At 67.8% G+C, this 12939-nt stretch carries 8 protein-coding genes; 5 read left to right on the forward strand and 3 right to left on the reverse strand.

Features of this window, described 5'->3' with window-relative positions; translation table 11 throughout:
* Nucleotides 1-15 precede the first annotated feature (15 nt).
* The 3 genes from AC1DMQ_RS10000 to AC1DMQ_RS10010 form a co-directional block, all read right to left on the reverse strand.
* Nucleotides 16-1320: an alpha/beta hydrolase family protein gene (locus AC1DMQ_RS10000; protein ID WP_477033406.1), complete on the reverse strand. Its 1305-nt coding sequence runs from the start codon at nt 1318-1320 to the stop codon at nt 16-18.
* A 50-nt stretch (nt 1321-1370) separates the two neighbouring features.
* Nucleotides 1371-2492 carry an endo-1,4-beta-xylanase gene (locus AC1DMQ_RS10005; protein WP_477033407.1) on the reverse strand — a complete coding sequence of 374 codons (1122 nt, stop codon included), beginning with the start codon at nt 2490-2492 and terminating at the stop codon, nt 1371-1373.
* Between the two features lie 183 nt (nt 2493-2675).
* Nucleotides 2676-5852, reverse strand: coding sequence for a TonB-dependent receptor (locus AC1DMQ_RS10010; RefSeq protein ID WP_477033408.1), 3177 nt, complete (start codon nt 5850-5852; stop codon nt 2676-2678).
* A gap of 412 nt (nt 5853-6264) precedes the next feature.
* Here AC1DMQ_RS10010 and AC1DMQ_RS10015 point away from each other — a divergent pair, with 412 nt between their 5' ends.
* The 5 genes from AC1DMQ_RS10015 to AC1DMQ_RS10035 all read left to right on the forward strand — a co-directional run.
* Complete coding sequence (locus AC1DMQ_RS10015) at nt 6265-7797, forward strand: tryptophan halogenase family protein (protein WP_477033409.1); 1533 nt, start codon at nt 6265-6267, stop codon at nt 7795-7797.
* Complete coding sequence (locus AC1DMQ_RS10020; RefSeq protein WP_477033410.1) at nt 7794-9245, forward strand: tryptophan halogenase family protein; 1452 nt, start codon at nt 7794-7796, stop codon at nt 9243-9245. The genes AC1DMQ_RS10015 and AC1DMQ_RS10020 overlap by 4 nt, the downstream gene beginning before the upstream one ends.
* Nucleotides 9242-10762 carry a tryptophan halogenase family protein gene (locus tag AC1DMQ_RS10025; RefSeq protein ID WP_477033411.1) on the forward strand — a complete coding sequence of 507 codons (1521 nt, stop codon included), beginning with the start codon at nt 9242-9244 and terminating at the stop codon, nt 10760-10762. Before AC1DMQ_RS10020 ends, AC1DMQ_RS10025 begins: the two co-directional genes overlap by 4 nt.
* Nucleotides 10759-12264 (forward strand): tryptophan halogenase family protein, encoded by a 1506-nt coding sequence (locus tag AC1DMQ_RS10030; RefSeq protein ID WP_477033412.1) that lies wholly within the window; start codon nt 10759-10761, stop codon nt 12262-12264. Before AC1DMQ_RS10025 ends, AC1DMQ_RS10030 begins: the two co-directional genes overlap by 4 nt.
* Nucleotides 12265-12666: 402 nt before the next feature.
* Nucleotides 12667-12939 (forward strand): hypothetical protein (locus AC1DMQ_RS10035; RefSeq protein ID WP_477033413.1); only part of this gene is annotated, 273 nt, incomplete at its 3' end.

A 12939-nucleotide genomic window follows, 5' to 3' on the forward strand; every position in this document is an offset into this window, starting at 1 on the left:
ACGCTCGTACAGGACTTACGGACCCTCAAGATAGCGCGAAGCGAAGTCGAGGAAGTAGGGCCAGTTCGGCCCGGGCGTGTGACCACCCTCGTGCTGCCGGAACGCCAGCTCGCCGTCGGCGACCAGGGTCAGGGGTTCCGGAAAAGTCGTGGCGCCCAGGTCGCGCGCGCCCAGCAGCCGATAGACAGGACCGGCGGCGACGGCGGCCATGAACATGCCGCGCGAGTCCACCCAGCCGTCGGCCTGGTCGTTGCCGACGCTGATGAACAGCGGCCGGGGCGCGCAGAGGGCGATCAATTCGTGGGCGTCGACCGGCAGGTCGTCGACGGTCAGCGGCCCGGCGTAGCGCAGGAAGTTGCCCGCCATCCAGTGGTACTCGCCGCTGGCCGCCAGGTTCTCCAGCTGCTCGCCGCGCTTGCGCCGATGCAGCTTGGCCCCGCCCTCGCCGGACGAGGCGACCAGCCCGGCCGCGAAACGCTGGTCGTAGGCCATGGTCACCAGCGCCGCCTTGCCGTAGCGCGACAGCCCCTCGATCGCCACGCGGCGGTCGTCGACGGCCGGGTCGGTCGCCAGGAAGTCCAGCACCCGGCTCGCGCCCCAGGCCCAGGCGCGCAGAGCGCCCCAGTCGTCCGGCGCGCGCGGGCGACCGTGATTGACCAGGCCGATGACGCCCCGGCTCAGCCCCGCGCCGTTGTCGGGCTGGACGCTGGTGGGATCCAGGATCGCATAGCCCCAGCCCCGGGCCAGGACCAGGTCGCGCCAGTCGGGTCCGGGCTGCGCGGGTCGCCCCTTCATCCAGGGCGCGCCGTCGGGAAAGCCGAACTCCAGGACTAGCGGCCGCTTGCCCCTGCCCTCCGGCGTCACCAGCAGCAGGTCCAGGCTGACCGAGACGGCGGGATAGGCGCGGTTGTCGAGATCCCCAGCCAGCCGCCGTTCAAACACCGCGACGCCATTTCGGACGTCGTGCTTCTCGCTGACCACCCGCCAGCGGACCGCCGGCGTGCGCTTGGGGACGCGGCCGTGCTCCTCGCGCGAGAACAGCTCGACCAGCTCCGGCCGCCGGCGCTTCCACCAGTCGTCGGGCGTGGCGACCGGACGACCGTCCGCGAACGCCAGCGGATCGGGCAGCAGGCTGAAGGGGCTGGCCTTGGCCTCGTCCTGGTTGACGAAGTTCGGCGCGGCGGAATTGTAGCCGTCGACGCCCGGCCGCAGGGACTTGATCCCCAGGCGGTCGAGCATCAACCGGTGGTCCTGCTCGGCGGTCAGGCCGGTCGGCGCGGGCGTCGTCTGGGCGTGGGCGAGACCGTCGGCGAACGCCACCAATGCCGCGCCGATCAGCGCCCCCTTTATTCGCTGGGGCGCCCAGCGTTTCACGCCCGCACCGGCGCCGCCTGGAACGCCGCCGCCACCGCCTCGCGCATCGGCTTGGGCTTGTAGGCGTCGTCATACAGCGTCGCGCGCTTGGGCAGGCCGTCCTTGCGGGGCGTGAAGTTCTGCAGCCACGAATACTTGTCGACCATGCCCCAGGCCAGCACCTCCTTGGTCTGGCGGTAGTCCAGCATCAGGTCGAGATAGGCCTTGGCGACCGCCGCCCCCGCCGCGTCGCGGGCCGCGACGTCGCCGGGCAGGTCGCGATCGTTGACGTCGAATTCGGTGATCAGCAGGTCGTAGCCCATGCCGGTCGCCTCATCGATGAAGGCCCGCCATTGCTTTTCCTGGGGCCCGCCAAGGCTGCCAGGCGTGGCGGGATCCTCGGTGCCGAGGTGGCTCTGGACGCCCAGGGCGTCGACCGGCGCGCCACGCTTGCGGAAGCCCTCCAGCAGCTTCAACACACCGGCGCGGTGCGCCTCGTTGCCGGCCTCCCAGCCCATGTAGTCGTTATAGACCAGCCGGGCCTTGGGCGCGGCGGCGCGGGCGGTGTGGAACGCCAGGTCCAGGGTCTGTTCCTGGCCCATGGCGTCGGAGAAGACGGTGCGGCGGATAGAGCCGTCCTTGGGATCGATCGTCTCGTTGACCACGTCCCAGGAGGCGATCTGCGGATAGTGGGCCACGACCTTCTGGATGTGATCGACCAGCATGGCCTGGGCGTTCTTCGCGGCGGCGGGTCCCTTGCCGAAGTCATGGGCGTTCAGCCAGCCGGGGAACCACCGCGGATGGTGCCACAGCAGGGTGTGGCCGCGCAGGGCGATGTCGTGGGCCTTGGCGAAGGCGGCGATGCGGTCGGCCCGCTCGAAGGCGAAGGTCTTGGCGTCGGGCCGCAGCACGTACCACTTCAGCTCGTTCTCGGGCACCAGCACGCCGCACTCGTCGATCAGCACCTGACGATAGCCGGGGTCCTCCAGCGAACCGGTCAGCGAACCGGCCTCGCCCGCGCCCACCGCGCTGCCGAACTGCACGCCCTTGGCCTTGGCCAGCGAAGCGATGGACGGTCCCGCCGCCCTGGCCAGACCCGGAACGGCGCCGACGGCGGCCGCGGCGGCGCCCAGCTCCATGAAGCCCCGCCTCGAAAAGGGAGAAAGGCGAACCGTCATGATGAAGCTCTCTCAAGAACACCGCGCAACGTCTGGAGACGTTGCGCGGCGAGTTTGGGGTAGAAGCCCTCGTCCGCAGATGGTCGAAGGGTATGCGCCCGGAACGCCCCGGCCGGAGGATATCCGACCAGGGCGCACCGGGATCTAGAAGCTGGCGCGCAGCACGAAGGTGTAGCGCCGATCGTTCATGAACCACGACCGTCCAGCCTTGAGCAGATCGTTGTTCAGGACCTGGGTGGTCTTGGTGACCTCGTTGGTCAGGTTCACGCCCTGCACGCCGATCTTCACCTTGTCGTTGACGGTGTAGAACAGCGAACCGTCCAGCTGGCCGGTGGCCTCGTTCATGATCGGTGCGTAGGGCACGATCACGTCGCGGACCGTCAGCAGGAAGTCCGAACGCCAGTTGTAGGCCAGACGGGCCGAGATCTTGCCCTTCTCGTAGATGGCCGCGAAGTTGGCGTTGTGCTTGGACAGGCCCTGCAGCGGCAGCAGGCTGGTGTCGACCGTCGAGACACGGCCGGCGCCGACGTCGGGGTCGGTGGCCGACAGCGTGCTTTGCGGCACGCCCTTGCTGTCGATGTAGCTGTAGTTGGCGTTGATGCCGAACCCGTCCAGCGGCTTGGGCAGGAAGTCGTAGAACTGCTGGTAGGCGATCTCGAAGCCCTTGACGTGGGCCTTCTGATCCGAGTTACCGGGCGTGGTCACCAGGACGTTGAACGTCGAGCCGTTGTTGGTGAACGGGACCCGCGCGGTGGTGTTGGTGGCCACATCGGTCAGTTCTTTCCAGAACAGGGCGAACGTCACCGAGCCGACCGGGGCGAAGTACCATTCCGCCGAACCGTCGATGTTGATCGACTGCGTGGGCTTCAGATACGGGTTGCCGACGGTGGTGTTGCCGCCGACCACGCCGTTGATGATGCCCGTCGCGTTGGTGTCCAGCTTGACGTCGTAGTAGTTGCGCGTCAGGCCCATTTCAGGCGGGGTGATCGTCTTCGAGGCGCCGAAGCGCAGCTGCCAGCCGTCCGACAACGCCACCTTCACGTTCAAGCTGGGCAGCCAGTAGTCGAACTTGGCGTGGGCGCTCTGCGGGATCGTGGCCCCGTTGGTGAAGTTCCGCACCTGCTGGCGGGTGGCCGGCGTCAGGCCGCAGAAGGCCGTCGGCGAGAAGGGAGCCTTGGGATCCGGCAGGGCTTGCCAGTTGGCGAACGCGAGATCGCACGACGCGTCCGTCGCCTGGATCGAATTGGGGAACGTCAGGAAACCCGTCGCGTCCCGCGTGGTGCTGGTGTAGCGCAGACCGATATTGCCGGTGACCCGCACGTCGCCGTCGAACTCATGCTTGAAGCGCAGCATGGCGTAGGCCGACTTGGTCTTCTCGTTGATCGGATTGATCTCGCCCGGCGTGAAGGGTGTTGCGGCGACCGTGTTGCAGCGCTGGGCCAGAGGGACCCAGTTCTGCGGACAGCCGTCGACCAGCCGCGGGCGCCACTCGTCGCCGATCGCCAGACCGAAGGCCGACATCGCGGCGTAATCCTTGGCCGCGTTGCCGTTGTAGAACGGGCGAGCATCGAGGCCGGTCGGAACCGGGACCTGGCCGCGCATGAAGTCGGTGAACGGATAGAGCTCGGTCTGGGCGACGCTGTTGGAACCGCCCGGCGTGGTCGGGTTGCCGTTGACCTGGTCGTCGAACCAGACCGGGCCGCCACCGCCCCAGATTTCGCTCAGCACGCCCCAGTTATAGGTCGAGAAGCGCGTGGTCTGATCGCGTTCGGCCCAGCGGACGCCGACCCGGGCCGAGTCCAGCCAGCTGTTCTCGGCGAAGCGATAGTCGATATCGATCTTGGCGGCGTCTTCCTTGCCCTCGCTCTGCTCGATGTGATCCATCGCCGAGCGCCAGAAGCTGTTGTACGGGTCCTGGAAGCTGTTGTGATTGCCACGGAAATAGGTCGGGCAGCTGCCGCTGGGCGGCGCGCAGGTCGGCACGCCCGCGCCGCTGGACGGCGGGAGGAAGGTGAAGACCGGCATGTCCGAACCGTTGAGCTTCAGGTCAAGGTTCTGGAAGGTCGAGGCCCAGACGCCGACGTCCAGGTTGTCGACCGTCGAGTCGACGTGCTGGTAGTCGAACGACACGCCCACGCGCTCATTCGGCGTCCATTTGAAATTGAAGCCGTAGTCGGACGTGACGTACTTCTGGTCGACGCTGCGGCTGATGTTGTTGCTTTGCAGGCCGAAGTTGGGCGTGCGCGGATCGGTGGCGCTGTTCTGGTCGTCGCGCCAGCCCTGCGGACCGGTGATGACGCCGTTGGTGAAGATGCCCTGGCTGTCAACGCCGAAGGTGGTGCCGTCGATCGGACGCGAGTCGCCTGCCGCCTGGACGTTGTCCGTGGCGATTTCCATCGCGTGCTCGTTCCATTGCTGCCTCGATTCCGAGCGCAGGTACTGGAAGGTGGCCAGCATGGTGTCGTCGTTGCTGCGCCATTGGCCGGCCGCCGCGTAGCCCGTGCGCTCGCGCTCGGTCTCGGTGCTGCGGAAGGCCGCGCCGCGCGGGAACCACACGCCCTTGCCGCCTTGCGGGCAGTTCACGGCTTGCGGATTGGCGGTCTGGGCGCTGGTGAAGTCGGTGCGGCAGCCGAAGTTCGACACCTGGGTGCCGTCGGCGCGGGTGAACAGCTTGGAGCTGACGCCGCTCAGCAGCAGGCCGAACGTACCGGCCTCGGTGTCCCACTGATCGCTGTAAAGAGCCGTGTAGGTCGGGGCCCAACGCTTGACGAAGTCGCCGTAGCTGGCTTCGGCCGACAGCGAGAGCAGCCGCTTGGTGCTGTCGAACGGCAGGCGGGTGCGCAGGTTGACCGTGCCCGAGATGCCGCCTTCGATCATGTCGGCCGAAGGGCTCTTGAACACGTCCACGCCGCCCATCAGCTCGGACGGCACGTCCGCGAAGCTCAGGGCGCGGCCGTTGTTGGCCGAGAAGGTGTCGCGGCCGTTCAGTTCCGAACGGACGAAGTTCAGGCCGCGCACGACGACGCCGCTGCCTTCGGTCGAGAAGTGGTCGGGGTCGACGCCGGCGGCGAAGCGGTTGATCGCCACGCCCGGGATGCGCTGCAGCGCCTCGGTCACCGAGCGGTCCGGCAGGGCGCCGATGTCCTCGGCGGTGATCGAGTCGCCGATGATCTCGGAGCTTTGCTTGAGCTGCTGCGAGCTCTTCAGGCTCTGACGGATGCTGGTGACCACCACCTCGTCGACCGTCTGCGCTTCATCGGCCTTGGTCTGAGCCAGGGCCGGCGCGGCGATGAGCATCGCGCCGAGCGCCAGGGCCGACACGCCGTACTTGAGTTTTGAAGTTGAAGTCGCACCCGCGCATGCGGTCGCACGTTGGACATCGTCCATTTTCGTCTGCCTCCCCAGTTATTCTTTGATGGCAACGCGTTACCGCTACCATTGGTCAATTGAATCGACCATTATGGCCAGATCATATGGCAAAGTCCGTGGACGTCAAGGTAGCGGTACCTTAGTTATTCGAAAAGAAATCAGCCTATCCAACTTTCTGTTTTGTCATAACAATCAGGACAAAATCTCGAGGTTGGACCGGGCAAAATCAGAGGGCTGACAGCGCTTCCCCGCAAAGGGGGAAAGTGCGTCGTCTGACCAATCGCGCTCGACGATCTCCGGGGCGACGGGCTACGCAGGATGACCGCCCATAGAAGGCGGAGTACGGTCGCAAGAGGGGGAACGCATGGTGGGACAGGCCATTCGTAGTATTCTAATCGTCGGCGGCGGCACCGCCGGCTGGATGACCGCGGCGGCCCTTTCGGCCAAGCTCGCCGGACTGCCCATCGCCATCCGCCTGGTGGAATCGGCCGAGATCGGCACCGTCGGCGTCGGCGAGGCGACCGTGCCGCATATCCGCCATTTCAACGCCGCCCTGGGCCTCGACGAGGCCGATTTCATGCGCAAGACCCAGGCGACCTACAAGCTGGGCATCGAGTTCCGGAACTGGGGCAAGCTGGGCGACAGCTACATCCACCCGTTCGGGGCCTATGGCGCGGCGATCGGCGGCGTGGGGTTTCACCATCATTGGCTGCGGGCCCATCAGGGCGGCGACCCCACGCCGCTGGAAGCCTATTCCCTGCCGATCATGGCGGCGCGAGCGGGCAAGTTCGCCCCGCCCTCCCCTGATCCGCGCGCGCTGGCCTCGACCTATTCCTACGCCTACCAGTTCGACGCCGGCCTCTACGCCCAATACCTGCGCGCCTATGCCGAGGCGCGCGGCGTGATCCGCACCGAAGGCAAGGTGGCCGACGTCGCCCTGCGCGGCGCCGACGGCTTCATCGAGGCGATCACGATGGAGAGCGGCGAGCGCATCGAGGCCGACCTGTTCATCGACTGCTCGGGGTTCCGGGGCCTGCTGATCGAGCAATCCCTGAAGGCCGGCTACGACGACTGGACGCGCTGGCTGCCCTGCGACCGGGCCGCCGCCGTGCCGTGCGACACGGTCGAGCCGTCGGCGCCCTACACCCGCGCCACGGCCGACAAGGCCGGCTGGCGCTGGCGCATCCCGCTGCAGCACCGGGTCGGCAACGGCTACGTCTATTGCAGCGGCCACATCAGCGACGACGAGGCCGCCGCCGCCCTGCTGGCCGGGCTGGAGGGCAAGGCCCAGGCCGAGCCGCGGTTCCTGCGGTTCGTCACCGGGCGGCGCAGGAAGCAGTGGCTGAAGAACTGCGTGGCCGTGGGCCTGTCGTCCGGCTTCCTAGAGCCGCTGGAGAGCACCAGCATCCACCTGATCCAGGTAGCGGTCACCACCCTGCTGGAGCTGTTCCCCGACCGGTCCTGCGCCCAGGCCGACCAGGACGAATACAATCGCGTCATGGACCTGGAGTTCGAGCGGATCCGAGACTTCCTGGTGCTGCACTACCACGCCACCCAGCGCACCGACGCGCCGTTCTGGAACGAGCGCCGCACGATGAGCATCCCCGACAGCCTGGCCTACAAGATGGACCTGTTCCGCGATCGCGGCGTGGTCGTGAAGTACAAGGACGGCTTCTTCCTCGAGCCCAGCTGGCTGGCGGTCTATCTGGGCCAGAACGTCGTGCCGCGGGCCTACGACCCGGTCAGCGACAGCGTGCCCGACGCCGCCCTGGCCCAGCGGCTGAAGGCGATCCGCGAGTCCATCGCCGACACGGCGCGGGCCATGCCCAGCCATGCCGACTGGATCGCCCGGTTCTGCGCCGCGGCGCCCACAAGCACGTCTGGGGAGGCCGCATGACCTCCGCCCCCCTGAGCAGCGTCGCCATCCTGGGCGGCGGGGTCGCCGGCTGGATGACCGCCTGCGCCCTGGCGCGGGTCCTGCCCGCCGATTGCGCGATCCGGGTGATCGAGACCCAGAGCACCGCGCCGCACGGAGCCCTGTCCACCCTGCCCGCCCTGCGCGCCTTCCACGGCCTGCTGGGCCTGGACGAGGCCGCCCTGACGCGCGCCGCGCGCGGGACCTTCAAGCTGGGCGCGCGCTACAGCGGCTGGGCCCCATCCGACCAGGACCATATCGAGGGTTTCAGCGACGCCGGGGCCAATCTCGACGGCGTGGCCTTCCACCATCACTGGCTGCGCGCCCGCGAGCGGGGCGATATCGGCCGCTACGAGGACTACAGCCTGGCCGCCGTGGCCGGGCGGCTGGGCCGGTTCGCGCCGCCCAGCGAGGATCCCCGGTCGGTGCTGTCGACCCTGTCCTACGGCCTGCACCTGGACGCGGCCGGATATGTCGCGGTCCTGAGTTCGACCGCGAACCGCGTGGATCGCCGCGCCGGCGAGATCGCCGAGCTCGCCCTGGCGCCGGACGGCCGGATCGCCGTCGTGGTGCTGGCCGACGGCGATCGGTTGGCCGCCGACCTGTTCATCGACGCCACGCCGGACGGCCGGCTGATCGGCGCCATGGCCGGCGGCGGCTGGATCGACGGCTCGGACGGCCTGGCCTGCGACCGCCTCGCCCTGCGCGAGATCGATCCTCGTCCCAACCCGGCGCCCCTGACCGAGTTCGAGGCGATCGCCGAGGGTTGGCTGCGGCGCGTTCCCCTGCGCGGCGGAGACGCGGTGACCCTGGCCTATGACAGTGGTCAGACCTCGAACGACGAAGCCCGCGAGATCCTGGGCGGCGAGGCGACGATCATTCCCCTGCGCAACGGCCGTCGCGAGCGGGTCTGGTCGGGCAACTGCCTGGCCGTCGGCCCGGCGGCGGCTCAGCTGGAGCCGCTGAACGGCGACGACGCCCAGGCGATCCAGAGCGGCGTCGGCCGACTGATGGCCCTGCTGCCGAGCGCCGACGGCTCGCCCCTGGCGGCGACGGAATACAACCGGCTGATGGCCGAGGAACAGGACCGGGCCCGCGACATGGCCGTTCTCCGCTATGTCGTCGCTACGCGGACCGACCCGCTGTGGGTCCGGGCCCGGCGAACGCCGCCCTCCCCGGCCCTGGCCTACAAGCAGGCCCAGTTCGAAAGCCGGGGCCGCGTGGTGCTGTACGACGAGGAGACCTTCATCGAAGGCGCCTGGGTCGGGGCGTTCCTCGGCCACGGGATCACCCCGCGCCGCCACGACCGACTGGCCGACCGCCTGCCGGCCGACCAGGCCGACGCGACCCTGGCCCGGCTGCGCGAGGTGATCCGCCAGGCCGCCCAGACCATGCCGCTCCACGCCGAAGCGCTGAAGGATCGCCCATGAACGCCCGTCCCATTGGCGCTCCCATTCGCAAGGTCCTGGTGCTGGGCGGCGGCACGGCCGGCTGGATGACCGCGGCGGCCCTGTCAAAGGTGCTGGGCGGTCGGGTCGAGGTGGTGCTGATCGAGTCCGAACAGATCGGCACGGTCGGGGTCGGCGAGGCCACCATCCCGCCCATCCTGACCTTCAACGGCATGCTGGGCATCGACGAGCGCGAGTTCATGCGGGCCACCCGCGCGACCTTCAAGCTGGGCATCGAGTTCCGCGGCTGGACGCGCCTGGGCGACCGCTACATCCACCCGTTCGGAAGCTTCGGCCTGGATATCGAGGCCATCAAGTTCCACCAGGTCTGGCGCAAGGTCCGCGACCAGGTCGGGCCGATCGAGGACTTCAACCTGGCGGCCGTCGCCGCGCGCCAGAACCGTTTCGCCCTGCCCGATCCCGATCCGGCCAAGGTGCTGTCGAGCCTGAAATACGCCTTCCATTTCGACGCCGGGCTCTACGCCAAGTTCCTGCGCGGCTTCGCCGAGGCGCGGGGCGCGACGCGGGTCGAGGGCAAGGTCGCCGACGTCGCCCTGCGCGGCGAGGACGGTTTCATCCAGTCGGTCACCCTGGAGGACGGCCGCACGTTCGAGGCCGACCTGTTCATCGACTGCACGGGCTTCCGCGCCCTGCTGATCGGCCAGACCCTGGGCGGTCGCTACATCGACTGGAGCCGCTGGCTGCCCAACGACCGGGCCGTGGCCATCCCCTGCGACACCGGCGGCGACGGCCTGACGCCCTACACCCGCGCCACGGCCGACAAGGCCGGTTGGCGCTGGCGCATCCCGCTGCAGCATCGCACCGGCAACGGCTACGTCTATTCCAGCGCCCATATCGGCGACGACGAGGCCCTGGCCGCCCTGATGGCGGGACTGGATGGGCCAGCGCGCGCGGATCCCAACTTCCTGCGTTTCCAGGCCGGCCGCCGCGAGCAGGCCTGGATCAAGAACTGCGTCGCCATCGGCCTGTCGTCCGGCTTCCTGGAACCACTGGAGAGCACCAGCATCCACCTGATCCAGGCGGGGATCACCAAGCTGCTGGCCCTGTTCCCGGACAAGGGCTTCGATCCGCTGGAGATCGACGAATACAACCGCCTGACCGCCCAGCAGGTCGAACTGGTCCGCGACTTCATCATCCTGCACTTCAAGGCCACCGAGCGGTCGGACACGCCTTACTGGGACTATGTCCGGACCATGGAGATCCCCGACAGCCTGGCGCGCAAGATCGACCTGTTCGCTGGGCGCGGCCGGCTGTTCCAGTCCGACTACGACCTGTTCGCCGAACCCAGCTGGATCGCGGTCCTCCTGGGCCAGGGGATCGTGCCGCGCCAGTACGACGCCCTGGTCGACAGCCTGCCGGAAGCCGCCCTCGTCCAGCGCCTGCAACGGATGTCGGCCCTGATCGGCCAGACCGCCCAGGCCATGCCCGGCCACCAGACCTTCATCGCCCGCTATTGTGACGCCGGAGTTTCCGCATGACCGACCAACGCCTGCGCAGGATCGTCATCGTCGGCGGCGGCACGGCGGGCTGGATGACGGCGGCGGCGCTGGGCCGTTTCCTCAAGGACGGCCACACCCAGGTGACCGTGGTGGAGTCCGAGGAGATCGGCACGGTGGGCGTCGGCGAGTCGACGATCCCGCAGATCAACATCTTCAACCGCATGCTGGGGCTGGACGAGAACGAGTTCGTCCGCCGCACCAAGGCGACCTTCAAGCTGGCGATCGATTTCGTCGACTGGAAGCAGATCGGCCATAGCTACTACCACCCGTTCGGTCCGTATGGCCTCGACATGGAGGGCGTGTCGTTCCACGCCTACTGGCTGCGGCTGAAGGCCATGGGCGAGGCGGCCGACCTGACCGAGTACTCGCTGCAGGCCCTGGCCTCGGCGCAGAGCAAGTTCATGCGGGCCAATGGCCAGCTCAACTCGCCCTTGGGCACGCTTTCCCACGCCTACCACATCGACGCCGGCCTCTACGCCCAGTTCCTGCGCGGTTACGCCGAGGAGCGCGGAGTGCGTCGCCAGGAAGGCAAGATCGTCGAGGTCCACCAGCGCGCCGAGGACGGCTTCGTCGAAGCCGTGACCTTGCAGAGCGGCGAGCGGCTGGAGGGCGACCTGTTCATCGACTGCTCGGGGTTCCGGGGCCTGCTGATCGAGCAGACCCTGAAGACCGGCTTCGAGGACTGGTCGCAATGGCTGCTCAACGACCGCGCCGTGGCCGTGCCGTGCGAGCTGGCCGGTTCGCGCCAGCCGGTGACCCGCGCCACCGCCCGTCCCGCCGGCTGGCAATGGCGCATCCCGCTGCAGCACCGCCTGGGCAACGGCTACGCCTATTCCTGCGAGCATATCAGCGAGGACGAGGCGACGGCCTACCTGCTGGCCAATATCGACGGCGCGCCGCTGCGCGATCCCTTCACCCTGCGCTTCAAGGCCGGGCGACGGCTGAAGAGCTGGAACAAGAACGTCGTGGCCATCGGCCTGTCGGCCGGCTTCATGGAGCCGCTGGAAAGCCAGAGCATCCACCTGATCCAGGTTGGCGTCTCGCGTCTGCTGGCCATGTTCCCCGACCGGCGGTTCGAGCAACCCGACATCGACCGCTACAACCGCGTGATGCAGTTCGAGTACGAGAAGATCCGCGACTTCCTCATCCTGCACTTCCACGCCACCCAGCGCAGCGACACCCCCTACTGGGACTATCTGCGGACGATGCCGATTCCGGACTACCTGGCCGACAAGATGGCGGTGTTCAAAAGCTATGGCCGGGTGTTCCGCGAGAACGAGGAATTGTTCAACGACACCAGCTGGTTCGCGGTGATGATCGGTCAGGGGATCGAACCGCGCGGCCACGATCCAATGGCCGACGTGATGTCAGACCACGACCTGCGCGCCAGGATGGACAACATCCGCGGCGTCATCGCCAAGTCGGCGCAAGTCATGCCCGACCACATGACTTTCATCGCCGACAACTGCGCCGCCGTCTAAGTCCGCATCCCGATTCTTCTGTCAGACATCTGGTCTTTGCTCCGGTCGCGCGGCACGAACCGTTCGTTTGCACGCAGGTTCAATTTCCAAGAACGGCCAAGGGCGAACCGTCGTTGTAAGACCGATGGCGCACGCACCTTTGTCTGATATTTACGGATTTTCAGGCGACGTTGACGTTTCATTGGGTGTTCGCTCGGCAACACCCCGCCGCAAATGGTCGGACGTTGGTCTCCCAAGAGGTATGACCTCGTTGACTTACGAGGCCTTACCTCGTAACGATCAACTCCTGTGACCGCTACCATGACTACCTTGCTCGCCGCCGAAACGCGGACGACCGAGGGGGGAGCCGGGAGCGGTCAGAACAACAAGTGCACAGAGCACTGAGATCATTAGGGGAGAAACATGGTCCACTCGTTTCATTCGCGCGCCCTCCGCCTGGCGCTGATCGGCGCCAGCTGCCTGACCGGCCTGGCCGCTGCGCCGGCCTTCGCCCAGCAAGCCGCGCCCGCCGCGACGACGGCCTCCGACACCGTCGAAGAAGTGGTCGTCACTGGCTATCGTCGCAGCTTGGCGCAGTCGACGGTCGCCAAGCGCGAGTCGACCAGCTTCGCCGACACGATCTTCGCCGAAGACATCGGCAAGTTCCCCGACTCCAACATCGCCGAGTCGTTCAAC

It is taken from the genome of Caulobacter sp. 05L422 (assembly GCF_056397765.1).

What these genes read in the sequence shown, in the direction of transcription:
- AC1DMQ_RS10005 (WP_477033407.1), bottom strand. Translation starts at nt 2,492, where the DNA reads ATGGAGCTGGGCGCCGCCGCGGCCGCCGTCGGCGCCGTTCCGGGTCTG.
- AC1DMQ_RS10015 (WP_477033409.1), top strand. Translation starts at nt 6,265, where the DNA reads ATGGTGGGACAGGCCATTCGTAGTATTCTAATCGTCGGCGGCGGCACC.
- AC1DMQ_RS10020 (WP_477033410.1), top strand. Translation starts at nt 7,794, where the DNA reads ATGACCTCCGCCCCCCTGAGCAGCGTCGCCATCCTGGGCGGCGGGGTC.
- AC1DMQ_RS10025 (WP_477033411.1), top strand. Translation starts at nt 9,242, where the DNA reads ATGAACGCCCGTCCCATTGGCGCTCCCATTCGCAAGGTCCTGGTGCTG.
- AC1DMQ_RS10030 (WP_477033412.1), top strand. Translation starts at nt 10,759, where the DNA reads ATGACCGACCAACGCCTGCGCAGGATCGTCATCGTCGGCGGCGGCACG.